This is a genomic window from Martinezella multihospitum (genome assembly GCF_900094585.1).
Taxonomy (GTDB): Bacteria; Pseudomonadota; Alphaproteobacteria; order Rhizobiales; family Rhizobiaceae; genus Rhizobium; species Rhizobium multihospitium.
The window spans coordinates 301500-325335 of sequence record NZ_FMAG01000007.1; the positions used below are offsets into that span (position 1 = coordinate 301500).

Sequence of the window (23836 nt, forward strand, 5' to 3'; positions counted from 1 at the left end):
CCATCATATGGAAATGAAGATGAGTACAATAGCTACAATCCACTCGGCCGTGGCAGGAGATGCCTGCGCGGCGGACGTGGGAATTAGAGCGGCCCAGCCAAGGCCGCATATATTGCGCCGGCTCTGGACGTCCTATCGGGATTGGCTGGAGAAGCGCGAGGGACGGCGTATTCTAAGGGATCTGACTGATGATCAGTTACACGACATCGGCCTGACGCGCCGCGAGGCGGCAAAGGAAGTCAGTAAGTCATTCTTTTGGGATTGAGTGTCAGCGCGAGCCAATCTCGGCATCAACCTGTCTGGCGCCTAATTGAGACCCAGAACGGAATGAACGAAATCGGCGCGTTCCTCGACGTCGATTTTCGGCAGGATATGGACTTCATAGCCGAGCCTGGGATAGGTGGCGGTCAGCCGGTCATACTCCGCAACCGCCGCTGCAAAATCGTGTCTCCGCTCGCGATCGCCGACATAGATTTCCGGCCATGGCGGCGTCAGGAAGACATGTGTGTTGTAGCGGTGCAATCGGCCGAGCGAAGCCAGAACGGGTTCGCCCGTCAGATGTTCCAGCGCCGACGCGGCATCGATCAGCCCTCTGTCGAAAAAGATCAAGCCGGATAATTTTGCAGCCGTCTCGCGGTCGGCCAGCGAGGTGGCGATCGCCTGGCGGGCAAATGCCGGTGCGTCGACCCATGGCAGGGCCGATCCGTCGCCTTGCAATTCCTCGATGACGATGCGGCGGCCCGGTTCTTCGACGACGTGGTGACCACGGCGCTTGAGTGCCTCAAGCAACGTCGATTTGCCGCCGCCGGAGCAGCCCGAAAGAATGATAAATCTGTCCATGACAATGATCCCTGATTAGGACGGCACGTCATGCGCTGGCTGTGAGGCCTCCTTGGAAAGCCTCAGGCCATCGACCTAGCTGCAAGCCTTGGAGCCGCCAGCCCAGCGATTGACGTCGCCCGTGATGCGGCCGCCGGAAGCGCCTGACATCATCGGACCGAAGGCCTGCAGCTGCGCGGGATTGCCCTCCGCTTGCACGACGAGTGACGGCCGTCCGGTCGGATGTTTCTTGTCGACCACGAGGATGCGCGGGCGACCGGTAAAGGAGTTGAGTTCCGGAGCGAGCTGATAACTCGCGAAAGCCGGATCCGAAGACTTGAACCAGCACGCACTGGCGCTGAGCATGATACGCTCCATCGTCGACAGGGCGCTGTGATCGGTCGCGGTGATGCTCGGCGGACGCGGGCCGCACGAGGTAACCAACAGCCCAAGCATCGCGATGGCAGCGGCGGAATAAAGTCCTGTCGGGAGGCGAGGGCGCATCAATTTCTTTCCAATGAGGCGATTAGGGCTGATCTGCCAAAGTTTGCCGGGTCGCTTTCCGGCGCCCTGCTGTTCTATACAACGACGCCGATTTTATGGTTCCGATAGTGGGTTGGCCGTTATCAGGCTGCAACGACGCCGAGCGCGGAAGCGAAGAGGCCACGGCCATCGCTGCCGCCATGGGCTGCCTCGATCAGATTTTCCGGATGCGGCATCATGCCGAGCACGTTACCCTTGGCGTTCATGACGCCGGCGATGTCGTTGACCGAGCCGTTCGGGTTGGTGCCTTCGGCATAGCGGAAGACCACCTGGCCGTTGTCTTCAATCGCCTTCAGCGTTTCGGCATCGGCGAAATAGTTGCCATCATGATGCGCGACCGGGCTGCGGATGATCTGGCCCTTGGCATAGGCGGCGGTGAAATCCGTCTCCGCATTGACGATTTCCAGCTTCACTTCGCGGCAGACGAATTTCAGCGAGGCATTGCGCATCAGGGCGCCCGGCAGCATGCCGGCTTCGAGCAGGATCTGGAAACCGTTGCAGACGCCCAAAACCTTGACGCCCTTGTCGGCCTTGTCCTTGATTGCCTGCATGATCGGCATGCGGGCGGCAATCGCGCCGCAGCGTAGGTAATCGCCGTAGGAGAAGCCGCCGGGAATGACGATCAGGTCGACATCCGGAATCTCGGTTTCCGTCTGCCAGACTGTCACCGGCGCCTGACCGGAAATCTTGGTCAGCGCTGCGATCATGTCGCGATCACGGTTGAGGCCGGGGAGTTGGACGACTGCTGATTTCATGATGCTGTTCCCGCAATAGGCAAAGGGATAATCGCTGGAAGTGCTTCGTGAGCCATACTCCATTGCCTCAGACAAAGGAAGAATGGCTCGCGAAAGAGGACAATCAGTCGATCGAAATGCTGAAGTTCTCGATGACCGTATTGGCGAGAAGCTTTTCGCACATGGCCTTGAGATCGGCTTCGGCCTTGTTCTTGTCGGTGCCTTCCAGCTCGAGATCGAAGACCTTGCCCTGGCGGACCTGATGGACGCCGTCAAAGCCGAGTGCGCCGAGCGCGCCTTCGATTGCCTTGCCCTGCGGATCGAGAACGCCGTTCTTCAGCGTGACGGTTACACGAGCCTTGATCACGATTGTCCTTCCTGAACTTACTTGACGAGAACCGGTCCCGTGCCGCGCACGGGTTCGTTTTCATTGATGATGCCGAGACGGCGAGCCACTTCCGAATAAGCTTCCAGCAGGCCGCCCATGTCGCGACGGAAGCGGTCCTTGTCCATCTTTTCCCGGGTTTCGATATCCCAGAGACGGCAGCTGTCCGGCGAGATTTCGTCGGCGAGGATGATGCGCATCATGTCGCCTTCGAACAGGCGGCCGCATTCGATCTTGAAATCGACGAGCTGGATGCCGACGCCGAGGAAGAGGCCGGTCATGAAATCGTTGACGCGGATGGCAAGCGCCATGATGTCATCGAGCTCGGCCGGATTTGCCCAGCCGAAGGCCGTGATATGCTCCTCGGAGACCATCGGGTCTTCGAGCGCATCCGACTTGTAATAGAATTCGATGATCGAGCGCGGTAGCACCACGCCTTCCTCGATACCGAGGCGCTTGGAGAGCGAGCCGGCAGCAACATTGCGCACGACGATCTCGAGCGGAATCATCTCCACTTCCTTGATCAACTGCTCGCGCATGTTGAGGCGACGGATGAAATGGGTGGGAATGCCGATCTTGTTCAGATGGCTGAAGATATATTCGCAGATGCGATTGTTCAGAACGCCCTTGCCATCGATGACTTCGTGCTTCTTCTTGTTGAAGGCGGTGGCGTCGTCCTTGAAGAACTGGATCAGCGTGCCCGGCTCAGGCCCCTCGTAAAGGATCTTGGCCTTGCCCTCGTAAATACGGCGGCGACGGTTCATTGGTATTGTTCTCTGTCTTTGGCGCTCATGGGACAGCGCAAGTGGATCGTATGTGGGCGTCCCCATAACGGATAAGAAGCGAATTCACAATCCGCCTGCGCCTCCTTCCTCGGAATTCCGGCCTTGGCGGGGCGCCAATGCGAGATTCGGGGTCCAGTCATGGCCTGTTTTACAGGCTTTTCTCTGACGATGGAATGAAGGTGCCCGGTACTTCACAGGCTAATGGGGCGAGGCATGCCTCTATCCATCGTCACTCATCCATAATACTACGGCTTCAGCTGGCTGAGAAACTTCGAAAAGACCATGGTGCCCTCCGGCCACGGTCCGTGGCCGGATTCGGTATTGATATGGCCGGATTCGCCGGCATCGATCAGCAGCGAGCCCCAGCTGTTGGCAATATCGTCCGCATGTTCATAGGTGCCGAAGGGATCGTTGCGGCTGGCAATGGTGATCGACGGGAACGGCAGCGGATCGCGCGGATAGGGACCGAAGGTCATCAGATGCTTTGGCCGGATGCCGGGATTGGCGACATCCGGAGGCGCGACGAGGAAGGCGCCTGCGACCTTGTTGCGGAAATGCGGGATCGCATGGATCACCGAGGGAACGCCGAGCGAATGCGCGACCAGCACGACGGGCTTGTCCGAGGCATTCACCTCCTCGGCAATGCGGGCCACCCAATCGTCGCGCACGGGCTTCGACCATTCCGCCTGTTCCACGCGCCGTGCGGTCGAGAGCTTCTGCTCCCAGCGCGTCTGCCAGTGGTCGGGGCCGGAATTCGTATAGCCGGGGATGATGAGGATGTTTGCGTCGGAGGCTTTCATGATTTCGCCGATGTGGAAAAGGGGAGCCCAACTGTCAAGGGAAAAAGGCGACAATTGTGGCAAAATTTGCTAGGATTGCCGTTGCCGGTAGCGAATGACGATGTCGGCAACCATCTTGCCGCCATTCTGCACCGCCAGCCGAGCACCACGGTTGAGGAGGAGAGCATTATGACGACCTTTCACGTCATGGCCGGAGCGGACCACACTTTTACGCGTCCCGCCATCCGAAAGATCGGTATCGCCGATCTCGTCGATGCCCTGAAGATGGGGCTGGACGATTTCAGCGAAAAGCCATCGCATTATGTCTTTCTGTGCCTGATGTATCCGATTGCCGGCATCGCGCTGGCGATCTGGAGCACCGACCAGAATTTGCTGCCATTGCTGTTTCCGCTGATGTCCGGCTTCGCTCTGCTCGGGCCGCTGGCCGCAATCGGTCTCTACGAGATCAGCCGGAGACGGGAAAAGGGACTGGATACGTCATGGAGCCATGCGTTCGACGTCCGTTTCTCGCCGGCCTTGCCGTCGATCATCGTCGCCGGCCTGATGCTGTTCGGCCTGTTCATCGTCTGGCTCTTCGTGGCACAGAGCATCTACTTCACCTACTTCGGCGATGGTGTCCCTCCGACGCTTTCATCCTTCGCGTCGAGCGTGCTGACGACGCGCGAGGGCATGGCGATGATGCTTTGGGGCGACCTGATCGGCTTCCTCTTCGCTCTCGTCGCGCTGGTGACAACGGTCGTTACGTTCCAGCTGCTGCTGGATCGTGACGTCGGTGTGGTCGCCGCGATCGATGCGAGCATCCGGGCGACGCTGACCAATCCGGTGCCGATCGCGGTCTGGGGCCTGATCGTGGCGGTGCTGCTCGTCATCGGGACAATCCCGATCTTTGCCGGGCTGGCGGTCGTCATGCCTATTCTCGGTCACGCATCCTGGCATCTTTATCGCAAGCTGATTGTGACCGAAGGCTAGAAGAAGCCGGCATATGCGGAAGCCGTCATCATTGGAACCGCGGCACGGTTTCTTACGTTGATCCGCATCATCAGGAGATGCGGATCATGGCGCGGCTTACGCATATTTTCACCCGTTTCGCAGTTGTTGTTTCGGAATGGACCGGCAAGCCGGCCATCTTCGTGCTTGCCCTGTTCTCCGTCGCTCTCTGGGGCTCTACCGGGCCGATCTTCGGTTACTCGGACACATGGCAGCTGGTCATCAACACCAGCACAACGATCGTCACCTTCCTGATGGTTTTCCTGCTCCAGAATGCGCAGACGCGCGATACGCGGGCCATCCAGGCCAAGCTCAACGAACTCATCCTGACGAGTGCGGCTGAGAACCGCTTTGTCGGGATCGAGAATCTCGATGAAGAGGATCTGAAGCACCTCGACCGGCTAGTTGAGAAGGCGGCAAAGCGCCATCATGAACAACATCAGGGCAAGGCTGGCGAGAGCATCGAGCATGATCGCGCTATCGCGGCCAAATCCGCCAACAAAAGAAAGAGGCGGCGCGTCAGCCGCACCGCCTCAGGAAAAGCGCAATCGAAAGCGGGAAATTCTAGCCGAAAACCCGCTTGAAGATCGTGTCGACATGCTTGGTATGATAGCCGAGGTCGAACTTTTCGCGGATATCTGCTTCCGAAAGGGCGGCGCGCACTTCTTGATCGGCCAGCAGTTCCTCGAGGAAGTCCTTGCCTTCCTCCCAGACCTTCATGGCGTTGCGCTGGACCAGGCGATAGGAATCCTCGCGGGAAACGCCGGCCTGGGTCAGCGCCAGCAGCACTCGCTGCGAATGAACAAGTCCGCGGAACTTGTTCAGATTCTTCATCATATTGTCCGGATAGACGAGCAGTTTGTCGATGACGCTGGTGATGCGGGCGAGCGCGAAATCGAGCGTGACGGTCGCATCGGGACCGATCATGCGCTCAACGGACGAGTGCGAGATATCGCGCTCATGCCAGAGAGCGACATTCTCCATCGCCGGGATCGAGTAGGAGCGGACCATGCGGGCGAGGCCCGTCAGGTTTTCCGTCAACACCGGATTGCGCTTGTGCGGCATGGCGGAAGAGCCCTTCTGGCCCGGAGAGAAATATTCCTCCGCTTCCAGGACTTCGGTGCGCTGCAGATGGCGGATTTCGGTGGCGAGACGCTCGATCGACGAGGCGACGACGCCAAGCGTGGCGAAAAACATCGCATGACGGTCGCGCGGGATGACCTGCGTGGAGACAGGCTCCGGCTTCAGGCCGAGGGCGGCCGCGACATGTTCCTCGACGCGCGGATCGATATTGGCGAAGGTGCCGACGGCGCCCGAGATGGCGCAGGTTGCGACTTCCTCACGGGCGGCGATCAGGCGCTGCTTGCAGCGCTCGAATTCGGCATAGGCGAGCGCCAGCTTGACGCCGAAGGTGGTGGGCTCGGCATGGATGCCATGTGAGCGGCCTATCGTGACGGTGTCCTTGTGCTCGAAGGCACGGCGCTTCAGGGCTTCCAGCAGCTTGTCGATATCGGCGATGAGCAGGTCGCTGGCGCGCACGAGCTGGACGTTGAAGCAGGTATCGAGAACGTCCGAGGAGGTCATGCCCTGGTGGACGAAACGGGCATCCGGCCCGACGATTTCGGCCAGATGCGTCAGGAAGGCGATGACGTCGTGCTTGGTGACCGCTTCGATCTCATCGATGCGAGCAACGTCGAACGTGGCCTTGCCGCCCTTTTCCCAGATGGTATCTGCTGCAGACTTCGGAATGACGCCGAGTGCCGCCAGCGCGTCACAGGCATGGGCCTCGATCTCGAACCAGATACGGAACTTGGTTTCGGGAGACCAGATGGCGACCATTTCCGGTCGGGAGTAGCGCGGGATCATAGGCTCAAAGCTTTCTTGGCTAACGGGACAAGGAGAACTTGGCGCCCCCATAACAAAGACGGGCGGTAATCACAATGTTTCATGGGCACAATGTTTAGCGGGCACAAGGTTTGTCGTACCGATCTTCCGCGGGGCTTCAATGCGCCCGTCGCGCAAGATAGGCCGAAACGACGGTCAGGCATAGCAGGCCGAATGGCAGAAACAGGGAGAGGCCGAGGACGGCGAACTGGTAGACGGCACTGGCGCCGGTGAACAGGAACTGGAACGTCCAGATAAGTGAACCGAACGGCGCATGCCAGCGCGAATAGAACCAGCGATAGTCCATGGCGAAGAGGAAGGCTGTCATCGCCGCGGTGCCGATGGAGAGAGCCAGAAAGAAGGCGGCAAAACGCACGCTGGTCGGTCGCCGGCGGGCAAAACGCCGGGTCAGCGGCACAAGGATGGGCCAGGAGAGGGCGCCGCCAAAGAAATAGACGAGGGTGAGGGTGGTGATGTGGCTGGTCAGCAGCCCGTTGCGCAGATAGAGCGCCATGATCGCAGAGGCGGCCATGGTCGCGCCCCAGCAGAGCGCACCGCCCAGAACTTCCAGGCAATGCGAGGCGACGGTCCGTGTCCGGCCCGTCGCGATGAAGGCATTGGTCGGATTAGTTTGATCCAACGCGGCCTCGTTCGGCGGCCGCCCGGAGATCACCGATCGTTTGCCGGTAGGCTTCGACCGATTCGCCCTTGAAGATCGCCGAACCAGCAACGAGGACGTTGGCGCCGGACGCGGTGATCAGAGGGGCCGTTTCAACGGAGACGCCGCCGTCGACTTCCAGTTCGATCGGGCGGTCACCGATCAGGGACTTGGCGTTGCGGATCTTGTCGGCCATAGCTGGAATGAACTTCTGGCCGCCGAAGCCCGGATTGACCGACATGATCAGGATCAGGTCGATATCGTCGAGCACGTTTTCCAGCACGGAAAGCGGCGTTGCCGGGTTGAGGGTGACGCCGACCTTCTTGCCGAGATGGCGGATTGTCTGAAGCGAGCGATGCAGATGCACGCCGGCTTCGGCGTGAACCGTGATGCGGTCGCAGCCGGCCTTGGCGAAGGCTTCGAGATAGGGATCGGCCGGCGAGATCATCAGGTGGCAGTCGAAGGTGGCAGTGGTGTAAGGGCGCAGCGCCTTGATGACATCGGCGCCGAAGGAGATGTTCGGCACGAAATGGCCATCCATAACGTCGAGGTGGATCCAATCGGCTCCGGCTTCGGTCACATCCTTGACTTCCTGCCCGAGCTTGGCGAAGTCAGCTGCGAGGATGGAAGGGGCAATGCGGATCGGCAAGGTCATAGATAGCTGAGCTCCAACTGATTTTTTCGCGCCTGAGTTACCACCGCTACGGTAGGCAAACAACCGCCCGAACGGATCGTCTCAATTCGATGGCTTCAGCGGCATGAAGGCGCTGCCGCGCCATTCCTGCAGCCAATAGGGATTCTCGGTCAATTCATGGTTCGGGCCGAAGGTGAACACATTGATTGCGGTTAGGAAAGACGTACCGACAAGCTCGTCGGCTATGGGCTTGTTTCCCGCCTTTTTTGCGTCTTCCCCAGCCTGATTGGCGATCTGAGAGGCGGCAGCAGCTGGCAGGACATATCCATCCGGTTCTATACCGGCGGCGCGCAAGTTTTGTACATATGGCTGCGCTACCAGCAGATTGGCATAATCTGGCAATGTGATCGCCTGCACACCCTCCAGAAGAGGCACCGGCTGGTCGGCGGCGCGCATGGCATCGCCGCCCATGATGGTTAGCGCAATATTCTCGCTTTTGGCGTCGCGTGCGATCACTGCGACATCGCTACGATCACCACCGATGAAAACGCGTGTGGCACCGGCCTTCTTGAGGCGGCGGACAAGGGCAATCTGCTGGTCTTGACCCGGACGATAAGTATCCGTGAAGACAGGCTTCAGCCCTTTTTCCTCAAGAGCGTTGCGGATCGCCCCAACCAGTTCGCGGCCGTGGATCGTGCCATCGTCTATCAGGGCCATCGGCTCGGCTGCCCAATTTTTCAGGATCGTGCTGATGGCCATGGCGGCTTCCGCGCCATCCACTGGCGCAAGGCGAAAGAGTGGCCAGCCGTTTTTCAGTGCATCTTCCATCAGGATGCGGGAGCGCACGGAGACGGTAATGGCCGGGATGCCGGCATCCTTGAGGCGGGGTAAGGCGCCTTCCAGCGTTTCCGTGCAGAGAAAGCCGATCGCGATCTGCACTTTTGCCGCAATGAGCGCTTCGGCGGCGGTCCGGCCGCCATCTTCTGTGCAGGGTTCGTTGACGATTGTCGCCGTGTTCTGATGTCCTTGTATGTCGAAACTGGCGCCAGCGATGATTTGTGCTCCGAGCGCAGCGAAATTGCCGTCCTGTGGTGCTACCACGCCGATATGAATTCCTGCGGCATAGCTGCTGCCGGCCGCCGAAAGCAGCGCAAACAGGAGCGGAAGGCGGCGCAGAACGTTCATCGATAGAGTATCCCGGACAATTTTCCTGCCCTATTTATCCACCTGAAGGGGATCGTCAAAGAAAAAGCAGCAAAATCGCTCTGTTTTCAATAATGCTATTGTAGAAAAGCTAACACCTGACCGTCATATTAATGAGAAGTGAGCACGACATGACAAAGGAGACGGTGGTGCTAGACAGGCAGCGTATGGATCCTGCGCTTTATCGTGATGCCATGAGCCGCTATGCCGGCCATGTGCAGCTGGTGACGACGGCGTTCGGCGCGGAGCGGCGCGGCGTGACGATTACAGCCGCCTGCTCGGTGTCGGATAGTCCTGCAACGGTTCTGATCTGCCTCAACAACAGCAATGAGAAGAACGAGATCTTCTTCAAAAGCGGCATCTTCGCCCTGAATACGCTGGGCGCGGATCATCAAGCCCTCGCCGACGCCTTTTCCGGCAAGACGCAACTGACCGTCGACGAGCGTTTCGCAGCCGGGAAGTTCGAGACGCTGGTGACAGGCGCACCTGTGCTGAGCGATGCCCTTGCCGCCTTCGATTGCCGCGTGCTCGAGATCAAGCAGGCCTCCACACACAACATCATCTTCGGCGAAGTGATGGCCATACGCTACAGCGAACCGAAGCCGGCATTGCTCTATATGAACCGGGGCTATCACGCGCTATAACCCCTGCAAGGGAGTTATCATGGCGGATCAAACATTACCTTCTTTGCCAGGGTCGATCGACGAGACGATGGCGTTGCTCGGCGCTCATGACTATCTGGCCGGACGCGCGCTCGGCACTGTCCTGTTTCTCGCATTGAAGATGAAGCGGCCGCTCTTTCTGGAGGGCGAGGCCGGTGTCGGCAAGACGGAGATCGCCAAGGTGCTCTCGAAGGTGCTCGACCGGCCGCTCATCCGGCTGCAATGCTATGAGGGGCTGGATGTCTCCTCGGCCGTCTATGAATGGAACTATCCGGCACAGATGCTGGAAATCCGCCTCGCAGAAGCATCGGGCCTTACCGACCGCGACCGTATCGAAGCGGATATCTTTTCCGAGCGCTATCTGATCCGCCGGCCGGTATTGCAGGCGCTGTCTGCCGTTGGCGGTCGGGCGCCGGTCTTTCTGATCGATGAGCTTGATCGTACCGACGAGGCGTTCGAGGCATTTTTGTTGGAGGTGCTGTCCGATTTCCAGGTGACGGTGCCGGAGCTCGGGACCATCCGGGCCGCCGAGCCGCCAATCGTCATCATCACCACCAACCGGACGCGTGAAGTGCATGACGCCTTGAAACGGCGCTGTCTCTATCATTGGGTCGATTATCCTGGGGCCGAGCAGGAGCTTGACATCATCCGCCGCAAGGTGCCTGGCTGCAATGAAGCGCTATCGCGCCAGATCGTCGCCTATGTGCAGAAGCTGCGCACGCTCGATCTCTTCAAGAACCCCGGCGTTGCCGAGACGATCGATTGGGCAACAGCCTTGACCGAACTCGACCGGCTGGCGCTGGATCCCGATACAGTTTCGGATACTTTGGGCACATTGTTGAAATACCAGGATGATATCGCTCGCATCCAGGGTGCTGAGGGCAGGCGCGTCCTTGATGAAGTGAAATTGGAGCTGCTCGCGGCAGGTTAAGCCATGGAACCGGGTGGGCAAGATGGGGTCATTATTGCGCCGTCACCGACCGGTGACGGGCGCCTGGCAGATAATATCGTGCTGTTCGGCCGAACGTTGCGCAAGGCCGGGCTGAAGATCGGACCTGGCGCCATTGCCGATGCCATCGAGGCGGTTGAGGCGATCGGCATCGGCTCGCGCGAAGAATTTCACGCTGCTCTCTGTTCCATCTTCGTCAAGCGACATGAGGATCTCGCCGTGTTTGATGAGGCGTTCCGGCTGTTCTGGCGCTCTCGCGATCTCGTTGCCAAGATGATCGCCATGATGTCCCCGGTCGCGCCCGATTATCGCGAGAAGGAAAAGCCGAAGCCGGGCGAGACCAGGGCAAGCGATGCCTTGCTGAATAGCCGCGGCGACCGGCAGCCGCAGCGCGAAACGCCCGATATCGAGATCGATGCGCGCTTTACCAGCTCAGGCAGCGAAGTCCTGCGTCGTCTGGATTTCGCGCAGATGTCGGCAGCCGAGATTGCGGGCGCAAAAAAGGAGCTTGAGAAGCTGCAATTGCCGCTGGATCGGGTACGCACGCGCCGCTTCGCGGCATCCCTGACACCGGGGAAAGTCGATCCGAGGGCGACGATGCGCTCGGCCCTGCGCACCGGAGGCGCGCTGATCCTGCCGCGTTTCCGACGGCCGAGGGAAATCCAGCCGCCGCTGGTCGTGCTTGCCGATATCTCCGGCTCGATGAGCCAATACACGCGCATCTTTCTGCATTTTCTGCACGTGCTGACCGAACGGCGTCGACGCGTGCATACGTTTCTGTTCGGGACCCGCCTGACTAACGTGACGCGGGCAATGCGCCACAAGGACCCCGATCAGGCGCTGGACGAATGCGCCGCCGCGGTGCGCGACTGGTCGGGCGGAACCAGGATTGGCGAAACGCTGAAGGAGTTCAACAGATTATGGGCGCGCCGCGTGCTGGGGCAGGGAGCGATCGTGCTTTTGATCACCGATGGGCTGGAGCGCGAAGGCGTGGAATTGCTCAGCGCAGAGATGGATCGCCTGCATCGCTCCTGTCGGCGGCTCATCTGGCTCAACCCGCTCTTGCGCTTCGAGGGTTTCGAGGCTCGGGCACGCGGTGTAAAAGCGATGCTCCCGCATGTTGACGAATTCCGTCCCGTTCACAATCTATTATCTCTAGCCGATCTCGTATCGGCTCTCACCGCCGGCCGCGCGGATTCCTATGATCCCAAGCGGTTTCTCGGCAAGCAATGAGGCTCCGATGTCAGATATATCCGAAAGTCTGGATCCGCTCGTGATCGCGGAGGAATGGGTGTCGGCGGGCCGCAACGTGGCCATGGCGACCGTTGTCGATACCTGGGGTTCGGCACCACGGCCCTCAGGTAGTCATCTCGTGATCGATGGCGAGGGTAATTTTCATGGTTCGGTTTCCGGTGGTTGCGTCGAAGGCGCCGTCATCACCGAGGCGCTAGACGTCATCGAGACCGGCAAATCACGCATGCTGGAATTCGGTGTTGCCGATGAGACCGCGTGGCGGGTCGGCCTGTCCTGCGGCGGCCGGATCCGCGTCTATGTTGAAAGGCTCGGCTGATGGACCGGCAGATACTGGCGCGGCTGAATGAGATGCGGCGCAGACGGCAGGCCGCAATCCTCGTCACTGATCTTTCGGGAGGGCCGGATCGGCTCATCGTCGAAGGCGATGCGCTGGAAGGCGCGCTCGCCGATGCTGCTTCAGCGGCGTTTCGTTCGGGCAAGTCCGCAGCGCTTGAAGTGGACGGACAAAGCCTGTTCTTCAACGTGCATCTGCCTCCGCCGCGCATCATTATCATCGGCGCTGTCCATATCAGTCAGGTTCTGGCGCGCATGGCGGCCCTTGCCGACTTCGATGTGACGATCATCGATCCGCGCACCGCCTTTGCCACGCCGGAACGCTTCGAAGGCATAGACCTGATCGCCGACTGGCCCGTGGATGCGCTGAAAGAGCGGCCGCTCGATAGCTATATGGCGCTGGTTGCCGTGACCCACGATCCAAAAATCGATGACGATCCGATCATTCAGGCCCTGAAGACGAACTGTTTTTACGTTGGCGCGCTCGGCAGTCGCAAGACGCATGCCGGTCGCCTGGAACGCTTGAAGCGGGAAGGCGCGAGCGAAGCCGAGCTTGCCCGCATCCATGCGCCTATCGGGCTTCCCATCGGTGCTGCAAGCCCGGCCGAGATCGCGGTTGCCATTCTGGCTGAAATCATCGGTTCGCTTCGCGGGCGGGATGTCTCGTCGCCAAAAGGCGCTGCGCTATGATCTTCGGTGAATTTTTGACGACGGAGGCGGAAGGCGCTGTTCTCGCGCATTCCGTCCGGCTGGCCGATGGCGGTTTTTCCAAGGGACATCGACTTGTCGGCGGAGACATCGAACGGCTCGCCGCCGCCGGGATCGAGCACATTATTGCCGCGCGCATTGAACCGGGCGACCTCATGGAAGACGAGGCGGCCGAGCAGCTGGCGCGGGCCGTCGCACCCGATCATCTGACTTTTTCAGAGGCGGCGACAGGACGGGTGAATGTCCATAGCGCCGTCGATGGCCTGTTCGTTGCAAATCGCATAGCGGTCGATCGGATCAACAATCTCGATCCGGCGATCACCCTTGCCTGCCTTGCAGACCATGTGCCTGTGCGGGCAGGCGACATGGTGGCGACCTTCAAGATCATTCCGCTCGCTGTGTCCGGAGCCAAAATCGCTGCAGGTGTCGAAATTCTGCGGCGGATGCCGGTCTTCGAGGTCAAGCCCTTCATGCAGCATGCCGTTTCGCTTGTTGCCACGGAGCTGCCGTCGCTGAAGGCCTCGGTCATGGACAAGACTGCACGAATATTGTCGCAGCGGCTGCAGCCTTCGGGCAGCGTGCTGCAGCGCGAAGAACGTGTCGCCCATAAGGCGGGCGCCGTTGCCGATGCGATCCGTCGTATGCTGGCGGCGCCCGACCGGATGCCCAAGCTGGTGATCGTTTTCGGAGCGTCGGCCGTCATCGATGCAGGCGACGTCATTCCGGAGGCGATCCGGCTTGTCGGCGGTGAAGTCATTCAGGTCGGCATGCCCGTCGATCCGGGCAATCTACTGGTGCTAGGCAGCGTGGGCGCCGTCTATATCGTGGGGGCGCCGGGATGCGCGCGCAGCCCGAAGGAGAATGGCTTCGACTGGGTACTGGATCGCATATTAGCCGGCGAACGACCGGCGCCGCAGGATATCAGCGGCATGGGCGTTGGAGGGCTGCTCATGGAAATTCAATCACGCCCGCGGCCGCGCGACATCGTCAACAAGCCGCCGTCAGAGATATCGGTTGCCATTGTTCTGCTGGCTGCGGGAAAGGCGAGCCGCATGGGCGAGGGTGGCTCGCACAAGCTTCTAGCGGAATTCGATGGCGTGCCGCTGGTGCGCCGTTCGGCATCTATCGCCATTGCAAGCGGCGTATCGGATATCGTCGCCGTCACAGGGCATCGGCGCGATGAGATCGAAACCGCATTAAGTGGTCTCGCCGTCGAAGCGGTATTCAATCCGGATTATGGCTCGGGCATGGCCAGTTCGCTGGTTGCAGGTGTCGGCACGCGGGCAGCACGGAGAGCTGATGGCGTTCTCATCATGCTGGCCGATATGCCCGGTGTCACTAGCGACGATCTGATAGCGCTGGTCACCGCCTTTCGCGAGGCAAACGGCCAGGCGATCGTGCGGGCGGTATCCGGGGGCAAGCGCGGCAATCCCGTTATCCTGCCGCGATCTGTGCTGAATGCGGTGATGAGGCTGGAAGGCGATGTGGGCGCGCGGCATATTATCGAGACATCGGGGCTTCCGGTCGTTGACGTCGAGATCGGCGAGGCGGCACATCTCGATGTTGATACGCCTGAGGCCGTTGTCGCGGCCGGTGGCGTTTTGAAGGGGTAGGGAATGGACAATATCGATATCGAGGAGATGTTTCAGTCGCTTGGGCCGATCACCATCAAACGGATGTTCGGCGGCAAGGGAATCTACCATATGGGGCGGATATTGGCGCTTGAGGTAGATGACGAAATTCTCCTGAAGGCCGATGATGCCAGTGCCTCCCAATTCGAGGCCGCCGGCGCGCGACGCTGGGCCTACGAGGGCAAGAAAGGCAAGGCCGTCAACATGCCCTACTGGTCGATACCCGACGACGCATTCGACGATCCGGATGAAATGGCGCGTTGGGTGCGGCTTGCCTATGAGGCCGCGCTTCGCTCGGATAAATAGGCGTCAGCGGAAATCCGCTTCGCTCAGATGGGCGATCGCTGCCTTGGCGAACTCTGAAAGCTGAGCGGGCAGCTCGCCGCGGCTGAACCAGCCGAAATCGGAGAGCTTGTCCGGCTCCATCAGGCGCGGTTCGCCGGAAAAATCCGTACAGATATAAATGAGTGATATCCAGTGCTGCCGCTCGGCCTCGATGATGACTTCCTGCGTGCAAAGATAGTCGATCCTGCCGATGGAAAGGCCACTTTCCTCTTCCGCTTCGCGGATAGCGGCCTTGGCGGCAGGCTCCATATGATCGACCTTGCCGCCGACGATGCTCCAGAAGCCGGCTTCCGGTGCCTTGAGGCGCCGATAGAGCAAAAGCTTGCCGTCCCGCAGGATTGCGAGACCGGTTCCTAGCCCTGGGAAATCGATGCCGGGCTTGCCCAATATTCAAATCCCGAGATTGGACGCAACATCCGGCAAGCCGATCTGCTGCGTGTCTGAGCGGAATCTATCAGGCCTTGGCGTTTGCCACGATGAGCATGAAAGCCGGGATATCGTCGCCGAAGCCGACCGGCGTCGGGCCGTCATCCTGATCGCGATAGCGGTTGCGGCGCTCGCGGTGATCGTCATTGGCAGCAGGGAAGGGCCGGTGGCTGTTGCGAGAACCGTTATGGGATCTGTTATTGTTGTTCTCAGACTTGCGCTCGTTCTTCACGCTTTCGGCCTTTGCTGGTGCTGCTTCGATCGCTACGACGTCATTATCCTCGACGTCGATATCAGATTTATGACTCGAGGCGTTGCGGCCTCCACGGCTGCGATCCCGATCGCGGCCCTTGCCCTTCTGGTCACGGCGGCGGGAAGAGCGGTTGTCGTCGCCACTCTCGTCAGCCGGCGGCAGAGCCGAAAGATCGCCGTTCAGCCACTGGACATCTTCGCCGATCAGCTTCTCGATGGCGTCGACATGCTTCGTGTCGCGCTTCGTGACGATGGTGAAAGCGGCGCCGGAGCGGCCGGCACGGCCGGTGCGGCCAATGCGATGAACGTAATCTTCCGAATGGATCGGAACATCGAAATTGAAGACGTGGCTGACATCGGGGATGTCAAGGCCGCGTGCTGCGACGTCGGAGGCAACCAACAGCTGCAGATTTCCATCCTTGAAGTTCTGCAGCATGGCCATGCGCGAGCGCTGGTCCATGTCACCATGCAGTGCGCCGGCGGAGAAGCCGTGGCGATCCAGCGAACGGAAGAGATCGGAAACATCCTTCTTACGATTGCAGAAGATGATTGCGTTCTTGAGATCCGTCTGGGCGCGGATGAGATCGCGCAGCGTGGCGCGCTTCTCATAATCCTTGCCATGCGAAGCGACGAATCGCTGCGTCACGGTCTTGGCGGTCGATGCCGGCTTGGCGACTTCGACGCGTTCCGGATTCTGCAGGAAACGATCGGCCAGCTTCTGGATTTCCGGAGGCATCGTTGCCGAGAAGAACAGCGTCTGACGCGTAAAGGGGATGAGCTTGGCAATGCGCTCGATATCCGGGATGAAGCCCATATCGAGCATGCGGTCGGCTTCGTCGATCACGAAGATCTCGACGGCGCTCATCAGCAGCTTGCCGCGCTCGAAATGATCCAGCAGGCGGCCGGGCGTGCAGATCAGCACATCGGCGCCGCGCTCAAGCTTGCGATCCTGGTCTTCGAAGGAAACGCCGCCGATCAGCAAGGCGATGTTCAGGCGATGGTTCTTGCCGTACTTCTCGAAGTTTTCGGCGACCTGCGCTGCGAGTTCCCGCGTCGGCTCCAGAATCAGCGTGCGCGGCATGCGTGCGCGAGCGCGGCCCTTTTCGAGCAGGGTCAGCATCGGCAGCACGAAGGAAGCCGTTTTGCCGGTTCCGGTCTGGGCAATGCCGCAGATGTCGCGGCGCTGAAGCGCAAAGGGGATTGCACCGGCCTGGATCGGCGTCGGTGTGGTGTAACCCGCGTCTGTGACCGCGGAAAGGACTTTTTGGCTCAGGCCAAGGTCAGCAAATGTTGTCAAAGGGAAAACTAATTCCGTCTTGGTTCAGTCGAACACCATGAGTCGACACGCAGGAACGTGCCGCAATGCAGCGCGACATAGAACCAAATACCCGGGAAGTCAAGGAAAGCAGGCGCTTCAACAGGCCGGAAGTTCATTCATAACGCAATTTTCGGATTAGTGCCATCTTTGTTGCGCGTTTGTCACAATTCCCGCAGCTAAATTGCGCCCAATCCGCTGATGTAACTTGCGAGTTTCGTGCCGGCACCGATGAAATACATCGGGTCTATGGGACGTCCGTTCTCGCGCACTTCATAATGCAGATGTGTTCCTGTCGAGCGACCGGTACTGCCGGCAAGACCGATCGCATCGCCGGCGCCGACCTTGTCGCCGACTTTGACGAGCACCTGTTCCATATGCCCATAGCGGGTGGAGATGCCGTCGCCGTGGTCGATCTCCACCATGTTGCCATATCCACCGGTCCATCCGGCCGAAACCACCTTGCCGGGAGCGGTCGCCTTGATCTTTTCGCCGGGACTGAAATGGAAGTCCGTGCCGGTGTGGAGCGCCAGCGTGCCGAAGAAGGGGTCCTTGCGATTGCCGAACGGGCTGGTCACGAGCTTGCCCGGTGCGGGATTGCGGAAGGGCAGGCTTTCGGCGGCACCCCGCACCGTTTCCAGATGCGTCAAGGCAGTATCGAGGTCTGCCATGGATTGCTCGAACTGATCGACATTCTCAGGCGGCACATAAGGTCCCCCAACGCCGCCATCCGTGTCTTCACGAGCAGCATTGGCAACCTGGTTCGGAACTCTGACCCCGACGTTCTGCATGATCGATTGGATCTCGCTCGCGGTTTCAGACGCATCGGCGGTGAGATTGCGGATTCGGGACAACTGATCCTGCTCTATGTGCTTCAGCGACAGCGTCACCTTCGAAAAGACGCGATCGGCGCGGTCGGCTACGGTTTCGGGGGCAGGGACATAGGCGAGCGTGGAATTGTCGGGTGTGGCGTCAGCTGGCCTGCCGCTCAGGAGAAGCTTTTCGATCGCCTTGGGCGACGTCAGCTGAGCATGTTCGTTCTTTGGCGCGGCAGCGTTGGCATCCGGGTGCGCGCTTTTGTCGGTCAGGCCGGAGTTCTCTGCCCGGTCGAGCAACGTGCCGAGCTTGCCGTTGCGCGACGAAAGTTGCTGCTGCTGCTCGATCAGCTTGTCAACCTTTTCCTCGACCACTTGCTGATCGAGGAGCTGGCGGGAGGTGACGCGATCGACCTGGGCGCGCAGGGCGGCGATGCGATCTTCATAGTCATATTGCATGCGTGCCTGGCGGGCCATCGTCGCGCCGATGAGATCGTCGCGCAGCACGAGGTAGGAGGTCGCAAGGAGATAGCCGATCGAGAAAATCCCGACCATGCAGACGGCAACAGCGGCCATCCATGGGCGCACGGTCATATGGCGCACCGTATCGCCGCTGGCGAGGATAATGGTGTGATGTCGCTGTTGCTTGCCGAAAACCCGGTTCTGAGGCCTTGCTGTCACCGAGAATCTCCCAATCGGTGCCTTTTGGCACCCAATGGAAGTACATGGCATTATGGTTAATAAATGCTTTCTATCGCAGTATTAAATACCGGAAAAAGCCGTTCTACGTTAGTATATCAAGCATTGCTTGTAGATGTCAGCGAACGATAGAAGGAAGGTGTCAGTCCGGCTTCCGCCCGGGCTATATCGTTGAATGGTGCTTTCAGCGAACCGCGGAAATTAGCGCGTACCAGCTCCTGGAAGGTTCGAGCCGGATCGCGTTTTTCCCGCGCGCACAGGAAGCGGAACCATTTGGCGCCGACGGCGACATGGCCTTTTTCGTCGTTATAAATGACATCAAGAACGGCAGCGCTCTCCAGATCTCCGGTTTCGCGCATCTTCGCCTGCAGCGCCGGCGTCACGTCCAGTCCTCTGGCTTCGAGGATCAGTGGTACGACGGCCAGGCGGGCAGTCAGATCGGTGCGGGTTGCATGAGCCGCCTGCCACAGACCATCGTGAGCTGGCAGATCGCCGTAATCTGCGCCGAGGTCGCGCAGGCGCGCCCGTACCATGCGAAAATGCTTGGCCTCTTCGAAGGCAACCTGCATCCAGCCGTCGAAGAAGGAATTGGGGACCGGACCGGTTGCAAAACGCGCGACGATATCGAGCGCCAGATCGACCGCATTCAGCTCGATATGGGCGATGGCATGCAAGAGCGCGATACGGCCCTTGAGCGTATGCAGGGAACGCTTCTCCATATTTTTTGGCGGCACAAGCTCCGGCTTTTCGGGCCGGCCGGGCCGATCGGCGAGCGGTGGATCGAGCGGCGAACGTAACGACAGGGTGCGGGCAAACCAGCGTGTCGCCGATTCCTGGGCGAGCTCGGTCTTCAGATCGAGATCGGCCGAACGGATGGCGGCGATGGCGCCGCCGCGCAGCGACGTGATGGTTTCGGGACTGCCGGACATGCCGTCAAAGTTCCCTGGCTGCGGCCAGAACGGCTTCGGCGTGTCCAGCGACCTTGACCTTGTCCCATATTCCAGTGATGCGCCCATCGGCACCGATCAGGAAGGTCGAGCGCACCACACCCATATAGGTGCGGCCATACATGCTCTTTTCGCGCCAGACGCCATAGGCCATTGCCATGGTCTTTTCCTCGTCAGAGGCGAGCGGCACGGAAAGCGCGTGTTTCTTGACGAATTTGTCATGGCTTTTCACCGTGTCAGGCGAGACGCCGAGGAGGGCGACGCCGAGCTTTGCGAAATCGACTGATAGTGCCGTGAAGGTAATCGATTCCGTCGTGCAGGCTGTCGTATCGTCCTTGGGGTAGAAATAGATCACCAGCGGCTTTCCGGCAAAATCGACAAGGCGAACGCGATCGCCGCCGTCACGCGGAAGATCGAAATCCGGCGCCTTGTCACCGATGTTCAGTTGAATCGGGAAAACTTCCGCCACGGGAAAACCTTTCTTTTGCCGGTTTTTTAGATGACACTTGAGGTAAGCCATATATACTGCTCGCGTGTGCCGTCCAATGGGACGCAGCGTCACCAACAAAATTGTATAAGTGAAAGGCACGCGCAGGAGTGATCCGAGGCGAAAAGGTAACATTCCGCAAAAAGGACCTCGTGCCGCTCGACCATCTGCCGTCCGCTCAGATGGAAGATCCGTTGATCGTGCACGTGCCGGAGCGCGTGCGCCGCAGCCGTTCGCATGTTTGGCATGTTTGCCGCATGACGCTGGTTTTCTTTGCGTTTCTCGCCATCATTCTCGGCGCCGTCATCGCGACCATCGAAGGCGGTATCTTCGATGCGCCGCTATCACAGAAAGCGCAGACGGCTCTCGATCAGGCCATCGGCCCGCGTTACAAGGCAGAAGTCGGCGCGACCGTGATCCGCTTTACCTCCGACCTGCGCTTGGCGCTGGAGGCACGCGACGTCAATGTCGTCGATCAGGAGAGCGGCAAGCATCTGTCGACGATGTCGGCCGTCAACATGGAGCTGGATCCGTTAGCCCTCGTCGAGGGTCGGGTGGAGGTGGCGAGCGTTGCAGCAGAGGGCATCGCGCTCGATACCTCGCTGCTGCCGCAAGGCGATCCGGTCGATTGGACTGCCTTGCGCGTCGATGCGTTGCCCAAGGCTCTGAATGCGGCCTTCGACAATCTCGATTTCCTCGAACATTTCGTCCAGCGCGGCGGCACGAATTCCGTGCGCATTTCCGGCTTCTCGATGAAGCTGGCACGACAGGAGGGTGACCCGATCTCCCTCGTCGTCGATAACCTCACATTCGAGCGGGCGGCGCCGAATTCTCTCCATCTCTATGGCCAGGTCGCGCTCAATGGGTCGGTAGCGCTCCTGGACGTGAGGGCGGATCAAAATGAGGCCGGTCATAGCTCGTCGCTGGCGGCCAGGATATCCAATCTCGATCTCAAGCCACTCACGATGACCTATGACCCGAACGGGACGCCGCGACAGGGGCTGATGAGCTTCGGGGACATCACGCTTTCGGCGGTCAAGGGCGAGGCAGGCGTCGATCCGAAGCTGAGCGCCACCATCAATGTCCAGCCGGGTGTCCTCTATATGGACCATGATGTGCAGGAGTTGACGCAGGCCAATATCAACCTCGCCTACAACTTCGATCACCAGACCCTGGAGATTGCGCCGTCGAAAGCGCAGTTCCTCGGGACGATTGCGCCCTTTTCCGGCGCGGTCATCGATCTCGATCACGTCGATGCCAATGCAGGCAAGGGTTTCGGCATCGATTTCGTGATCAAGGACGGTATCGCCGCTTCGTCTCTCTCGGGGGAGAAGCCTGTCAGCTTCGACGGCCGCGCCACGGGGCGGTTCTTTTCCGCGACCAAGGAATTCCAGTTCGACAATCTCGGCATATCGACGCCGCAAGGTGCGCTTTTCGGCTCTCTGCACATGAAACTCGGCGACAGCTCGCCAGAAATCAGCTTCGGTGGGCGTGCGGACAAGCTGGATACGACTGTTGTCAAGCAGCTGTGGCCTTTCTGGATGGCTTCGAAACCGAGAGTCTGGGTCGAGAGCAATCTTTTCGGTGGCTCGGTGACCAATGCCGCCATATCGGTCTTTATTCCGGCTGGCCGACTGCGAGAGGCGTCACAGACCGGCAAGCTGCAGCTTGGCAAGAACGAGTTGCATATCGCCTTCGACATAGATGGCGCACGGATGAACGTTCCCGGCGAAATCCCGCCGTTGCGCGATACCAAGGCTCATTTCGATCTGACCGGTCCGAATATGGTCGTCGATATCGCCACGGCCACGTCTTATTTCCCGACAGGTCGCAAGATCACGCTGAGTGATAGCAGCTTCTCGATCCCGGCGACTTACGACAAGCCGCTGATGGCCGATCTTGATTTGACGATATCCGGTTCCGGCGATGCGATCGGCGAACTTCTGACCTACAAGCCTCTGGAGGTTCTGCAGCGGACCGAATTCAAGCCGGAGGACTTCAACGGCAAGATCGTCGCCAAGGTCGATGCCAGGATAGGGCTGATCAAGGATCAACAGCCGCCTCCGCCGGACTGGCAGGCGAAGCTCAATCTCGACAATGTCGATCTGCTGAAGCCGATGAACAATCGCAAGATCGACAATCTGACCGGCGTGATTTCGGCCGATCCCCAATCCGTGCATCTGCAAGCCCAGGCCCAGATCGACAGTATTCCGGCCCAGATCGACATGGTGGAACCGACCGACAGCAAATCGACCGTCAAGCGCGCCCGCGTGATCACGGCGACACTGACCGATACGCAGCGCAACACCGTTCTGCCCGGACTTCGGGATATAGTTGATGGGCCTGTCAAAGTGGAGTTGACGCGCATCGACGATGATCGCCAGGGCGTCAAGGTCGATCTCGGCAAGGCGGCTCTGACCGTGCCTTGGGTCGGCTGGTCGAAGGGCAGCGGCATTGCGGCGACTGCGCAGTTCGAGGCATCCGGCCCAGACAACCAGACGACGCTCAAGAATTTTACGCTCAAGGGAGATGGGTTTGGCGCCAGCGGTGATCTTCTGATCAGCAAGGGGAGCCTCACCTCGGCGAGCTTCGACAGCGTGAAGCTCTCGGCGCTCGATGATTTCGCCCTCTCGCTGAAGCGGGGCAAGAGCGGCGGCTACGATGTAGCGATATCGGGCAATTCTGCCGACATACGACCGATCCTCGCACGCCTGAAAGCGTCCACATCGGGCGGCCAGCAGAGTTCGGACGGAGACGCTTCGGCGAGCGCGACCGTTCGCGCCAATCTCGACAAGGTCATCGGCTTCAACGACGAGACCGTCGGCAATGTCAAGGGCGTCTATTCGATTGCCGGCGGCAAGACGACGGCTGCGGACTTTTCCGGCGTGACCCGTAGCGGCGAAGCGCTCGTTACCCAGATGAGCAAAGGCGCTAACGGCGTCATCCGCATCACGAGCGGCGATGCCGGTGCCGTCGCGCGTTTCACCGATCTCTACAGGCATCTGCAGGGTGGATTGCTCAATCTGTCGCTGCGCTCGATCGGGCAGGATGATTGGGACGGTTCGCTCGATATCCGCAACTTCTCCATCATCGACGACAAGAAACTCTCGACCATCGTATCGACGCCGAGCGGAAAGAACGGCAAGAGCCTGAATTCTGCTGTGAAGCAGAATATCGATACGCGTTCGCAGAATTTCGAGCGCGGCTTTGCGCGGCTGGTGATGCGCGATGGGGTGCTCTCGGTCGAAAACGGCGTGGTACGTGGCGTGCAGGTCGGGGCGACGTTCCAGGGCACGCTGAAGGACGCCAATGGCAAGATGGACATGACGGGGACCTTCATGCCTGCCTACGGTCTGAACCGGCTGTTCGCGGAAGTTCCGATCGTCGGCTTCATCCTGGGCAATGGCAGCGATCGCGGCTTGATCGGCATTACCTTCAGGCTGACCGGTACGATCGAGAAATCAAACCTGCAGATCAATCCTCTCTCGATCATCGCGCCAGGTGTTTTCAGGCAGATATTTGAATATTGAGGCGGCGCGAAGCTGAGGCCGCCGCCTTTCGATAGCGGAGAGGTTGTAAGG

At 59.8% G+C, this 23836-nt stretch carries 26 protein-coding genes; 11 read left to right on the top strand and 15 right to left on the bottom strand.

What is annotated here, in order from left to right; all coding sequences use genetic code 11:
- Positions 1-19 precede the first annotated feature (19 nt).
- On the top strand, positions 20-265 hold the full coding sequence (locus tag GA0061103_RS26390; RefSeq protein ID WP_092716404.1) for a DUF1127 domain-containing protein: 246 nt from the start codon (positions 20-22) through the stop codon (positions 263-265).
- Positions 266-306: 41 nt separating this feature from the next.
- Here the strand turns inward: GA0061103_RS26390 and GA0061103_RS26395 are convergent, their stop codons facing one another.
- From GA0061103_RS26395 to GA0061103_RS26420, 6 genes are all read right to left on the bottom strand, one after another.
- The gene (locus tag GA0061103_RS26395) at positions 307-840 is read right to left on the bottom strand and encodes an AAA family ATPase (RefSeq protein ID WP_092716406.1); all 534 of its coding nucleotides are present in this window, start codon (positions 838-840) and stop codon (positions 307-309) included.
- Between the two features lie 75 nt (positions 841-915).
- Positions 916-1323, bottom strand: a complete 408-nt coding sequence (locus GA0061103_RS26400; RefSeq protein WP_092716408.1) for a hypothetical protein — start codon at positions 1321-1323, stop codon at positions 916-918.
- Positions 1324-1445: 122 nt separating this feature from the next.
- Entirely contained in the window at positions 1446-2117 is a 672-nt protein-coding gene (purQ, locus tag GA0061103_RS26405; protein ID WP_092716410.1) for a phosphoribosylformylglycinamidine synthase subunit PurQ, read from the bottom strand.
- A gap of 103 nt (positions 2118-2220) precedes the next feature.
- Positions 2221-2463, bottom strand: coding sequence for a phosphoribosylformylglycinamidine synthase subunit PurS (purS, locus tag GA0061103_RS26410; RefSeq protein ID WP_069613006.1), 243 nt, complete (start codon positions 2461-2463; stop codon positions 2221-2223).
- Positions 2464-2480: 17 nt separating this feature from the next.
- Positions 2481-3245: a phosphoribosylaminoimidazolesuccinocarboxamide synthase gene (purC, locus tag GA0061103_RS26415; RefSeq protein WP_034504846.1), complete on the bottom strand. Its 765-nt coding sequence runs from the start codon at positions 3243-3245 to the stop codon at positions 2481-2483.
- 266 nt (positions 3246-3511) lie between these two features.
- The gene (locus GA0061103_RS26420) at positions 3512-4066 is read right to left on the bottom strand and encodes an RBBP9/YdeN family alpha/beta hydrolase (protein WP_092716524.1); all 555 of its coding nucleotides are present in this window, start codon (positions 4064-4066) and stop codon (positions 3512-3514) included.
- A 168-nt stretch (positions 4067-4234) separates the two neighbouring features.
- On the opposite strand from GA0061103_RS26420, the gene GA0061103_RS26425 reads away from it, so the two are divergent.
- Positions 4235-5035, top strand: coding sequence for a DUF2189 domain-containing protein (locus GA0061103_RS26425; protein WP_092716526.1), 801 nt, complete (start codon positions 4235-4237; stop codon positions 5033-5035).
- 86 nt (positions 5036-5121) lie between these two features.
- Positions 5122-5637, top strand: a complete 516-nt coding sequence (locus GA0061103_RS26430; RefSeq protein ID WP_092716412.1) for a low affinity iron permease family protein — start codon at positions 5122-5124, stop codon at positions 5635-5637.
- On the opposite strand, the gene purB is transcribed toward GA0061103_RS26430, so the two are convergent.
- The 4 genes from purB to GA0061103_RS26450 all read right to left on the bottom strand — a co-directional run bounded on the left by purB (position 5618) and on the right by GA0061103_RS26450 (position 9414).
- Positions 5618-6919, bottom strand: a complete 1302-nt coding sequence (gene purB / locus GA0061103_RS26435) for an adenylosuccinate lyase (RefSeq protein ID WP_092716414.1) — start codon at positions 6917-6919, stop codon at positions 5618-5620. The two genes, GA0061103_RS26430 and purB, sit on opposite strands and share 20 nt — an antisense overlap.
- Before the next feature lie 136 nt (positions 6920-7055).
- On the bottom strand, positions 7056-7547 hold the full coding sequence (locus tag GA0061103_RS26440; protein WP_167376655.1) for a hypothetical protein: 492 nt from the start codon (positions 7545-7547) through the stop codon (positions 7056-7058).
- 16 nt (positions 7548-7563) lie between these two features.
- The gene (gene rpe / locus GA0061103_RS26445) at positions 7564-8250 is read right to left on the bottom strand and encodes a ribulose-phosphate 3-epimerase (protein ID WP_092716416.1); all 687 of its coding nucleotides are present in this window, start codon (positions 8248-8250) and stop codon (positions 7564-7566) included.
- Between the two features lie 81 nt (positions 8251-8331).
- Positions 8332-9414 carry a branched-chain amino acid ABC transporter substrate-binding protein gene (locus GA0061103_RS26450; RefSeq protein ID WP_092716418.1) on the bottom strand — a complete coding sequence of 361 codons (1083 nt, stop codon included), beginning with the start codon at positions 9412-9414 and terminating at the stop codon, positions 8332-8334.
- 167 nt (positions 9415-9581) lie between these two features.
- Between GA0061103_RS26450 and GA0061103_RS26455 the strand changes: the two genes are divergently transcribed.
- From GA0061103_RS26455 to GA0061103_RS26485, 7 genes are read left to right on the top strand one after another with little or no spacing between them, the layout of a single operon-like run.
- Complete coding sequence (locus tag GA0061103_RS26455; protein ID WP_092716529.1) at positions 9582-10076, top strand: flavin reductase; 495 nt, start codon at positions 9582-9584, stop codon at positions 10074-10076.
- Between the two features lie 19 nt (positions 10077-10095).
- Positions 10096-11025 (top strand): AAA family ATPase, encoded by a 930-nt coding sequence (locus GA0061103_RS26460; protein WP_092716420.1) that lies wholly within the window; start codon positions 10096-10098, stop codon positions 11023-11025.
- A 3-nt stretch (positions 11026-11028) separates the two neighbouring features.
- A complete protein-coding gene (locus GA0061103_RS26465; RefSeq protein ID WP_092716421.1) occupies positions 11029-12276 on the top strand; it encodes a vWA domain-containing protein in 1248 nt (415 codons plus the stop codon).
- A 7-nt stretch (positions 12277-12283) separates the two neighbouring features.
- On the top strand, positions 12284-12613 hold the full coding sequence (locus GA0061103_RS26470) for an XdhC family protein (protein ID WP_015340028.1): 330 nt from the start codon (positions 12284-12286) through the stop codon (positions 12611-12613).
- Positions 12613-13320 (top strand): XdhC family protein, encoded by a 708-nt coding sequence (locus tag GA0061103_RS26475; RefSeq protein WP_092716422.1) that lies wholly within the window; start codon positions 12613-12615, stop codon positions 13318-13320. Before GA0061103_RS26470 ends, GA0061103_RS26475 begins: the two co-directional genes overlap by 1 nt.
- Positions 13317-14951, top strand: coding sequence for an NTP transferase domain-containing protein (locus tag GA0061103_RS26480; protein WP_092716424.1), 1635 nt, complete (start codon positions 13317-13319; stop codon positions 14949-14951). The genes GA0061103_RS26475 and GA0061103_RS26480 overlap by 4 nt, the downstream gene beginning before the upstream one ends.
- Before the next feature lie 3 nt (positions 14952-14954).
- Entirely contained in the window at positions 14955-15275 is a 321-nt protein-coding gene (locus tag GA0061103_RS26485) for a TfoX/Sxy family protein (protein WP_069612994.1), read from the top strand.
- A gap of 3 nt (positions 15276-15278) precedes the next feature.
- On the opposite strand, the gene GA0061103_RS26490 is transcribed toward GA0061103_RS26485, so the two are convergent.
- From GA0061103_RS26490 to GA0061103_RS26510, 5 genes are all read right to left on the bottom strand, one after another.
- Positions 15279-15701, bottom strand: a complete 423-nt coding sequence (locus GA0061103_RS26490; RefSeq protein ID WP_092716426.1) for an NUDIX domain-containing protein — start codon at positions 15699-15701, stop codon at positions 15279-15281.
- 67 nt (positions 15702-15768) lie between these two features.
- The gene (locus GA0061103_RS26495) at positions 15769-17289 is read right to left on the bottom strand and encodes a DEAD/DEAH box helicase (protein WP_092716428.1); all 1521 of its coding nucleotides are present in this window, start codon (positions 17287-17289) and stop codon (positions 15769-15771) included.
- 197 nt (positions 17290-17486) lie between these two features.
- Positions 17487-18803 carry a M23 family metallopeptidase gene (locus tag GA0061103_RS26500; protein WP_092716430.1) on the bottom strand — a complete coding sequence of 439 codons (1317 nt, stop codon included), beginning with the start codon at positions 18801-18803 and terminating at the stop codon, positions 17487-17489.
- A 116-nt stretch (positions 18804-18919) separates the two neighbouring features.
- Complete coding sequence (locus GA0061103_RS26505; RefSeq protein ID WP_092716431.1) at positions 18920-19750, bottom strand: ferritin-like domain-containing protein; 831 nt, start codon at positions 19748-19750, stop codon at positions 18920-18922.
- A 4-nt stretch (positions 19751-19754) separates the two neighbouring features.
- Positions 19755-20237 (bottom strand): peroxiredoxin, encoded by a 483-nt coding sequence (locus GA0061103_RS26510; RefSeq protein WP_092716433.1) that lies wholly within the window; start codon positions 20235-20237, stop codon positions 19755-19757.
- A 128-nt stretch (positions 20238-20365) separates the two neighbouring features.
- On the opposite strand from GA0061103_RS26510, the gene GA0061103_RS26515 reads away from it, so the two are divergent.
- Positions 20366-23785 (top strand): YhdP family protein, encoded by a 3420-nt coding sequence (locus GA0061103_RS26515; RefSeq protein WP_092716435.1) that lies wholly within the window; start codon positions 20366-20368, stop codon positions 23783-23785.
- The last annotated feature ends 51 nt before the right edge of the window (positions 23786-23836 follow it).

What these genes read in the sequence shown, in the direction of transcription:
- rpe (WP_092716416.1), bottom strand. Translation starts at nt 8,250, where the DNA reads ATGACCTTGCCGATCCGCATTGCCCCTTCCATCCTCGCAGCTGACTTC.
- GA0061103_RS26480 (WP_092716424.1), top strand. Translation starts at nt 13,317, where the DNA reads ATGATCTTCGGTGAATTTTTGACGACGGAGGCGGAAGGCGCTGTTCTC.
- GA0061103_RS26475 (WP_092716422.1), top strand. Translation starts at nt 12,613, where the DNA reads ATGGACCGGCAGATACTGGCGCGGCTGAATGAGATGCGGCGCAGACGG.
- GA0061103_RS26390 (WP_092716404.1), top strand. Translation starts at nt 20, where the DNA reads ATGAGTACAATAGCTACAATCCACTCGGCCGTGGCAGGAGATGCCTGC.
- GA0061103_RS26465 (WP_092716421.1), top strand. Translation starts at nt 11,029, where the DNA reads ATGGAACCGGGTGGGCAAGATGGGGTCATTATTGCGCCGTCACCGACC.
- GA0061103_RS26505 (WP_092716431.1), bottom strand. Translation starts at nt 19,750, where the DNA reads ATGTCCGGCAGTCCCGAAACCATCACGTCGCTGCGCGGCGGCGCCATC.
- purQ (WP_092716410.1), bottom strand. Translation starts at nt 2,117, where the DNA reads ATGAAATCAGCAGTCGTCCAACTCCCCGGCCTCAACCGTGATCGCGAC.
- GA0061103_RS26470 (WP_015340028.1), top strand. Translation starts at nt 12,284, where the DNA reads ATGTCAGATATATCCGAAAGTCTGGATCCGCTCGTGATCGCGGAGGAA.
- purC (WP_034504846.1), bottom strand. Translation starts at nt 3,245, where the DNA reads ATGAACCGTCGCCGCCGTATTTACGAGGGCAAGGCCAAGATCCTTTAC.
- GA0061103_RS26400 (WP_092716408.1), bottom strand. Translation starts at nt 1,323, where the DNA reads ATGCGCCCTCGCCTCCCGACAGGACTTTATTCCGCCGCTGCCATCGCG.
- GA0061103_RS26460 (WP_092716420.1), top strand. Translation starts at nt 10,096, where the DNA reads ATGGCGGATCAAACATTACCTTCTTTGCCAGGGTCGATCGACGAGACG.
- GA0061103_RS26425 (WP_092716526.1), top strand. Translation starts at nt 4,235, where the DNA reads ATGACGACCTTTCACGTCATGGCCGGAGCGGACCACACTTTTACGCGT.
- GA0061103_RS26450 (WP_092716418.1), bottom strand. Translation starts at nt 9,414, where the DNA reads ATGAACGTTCTGCGCCGCCTTCCGCTCCTGTTTGCGCTGCTTTCGGCG.
- GA0061103_RS26485 (WP_069612994.1), top strand. Translation starts at nt 14,955, where the DNA reads ATGGACAATATCGATATCGAGGAGATGTTTCAGTCGCTTGGGCCGATC.
- GA0061103_RS26430 (WP_092716412.1), top strand. Translation starts at nt 5,122, where the DNA reads ATGGCGCGGCTTACGCATATTTTCACCCGTTTCGCAGTTGTTGTTTCG.
- GA0061103_RS26395 (WP_092716406.1), bottom strand. Translation starts at nt 840, where the DNA reads ATGGACAGATTTATCATTCTTTCGGGCTGCTCCGGCGGCGGCAAATCG.
- GA0061103_RS26420 (WP_092716524.1), bottom strand. Translation starts at nt 4,066, where the DNA reads ATGAAAGCCTCCGACGCAAACATCCTCATCATCCCCGGCTATACGAAT.
- purB (WP_092716414.1), bottom strand. Translation starts at nt 6,919, where the DNA reads ATGATCCCGCGCTACTCCCGACCGGAAATGGTCGCCATCTGGTCTCCC.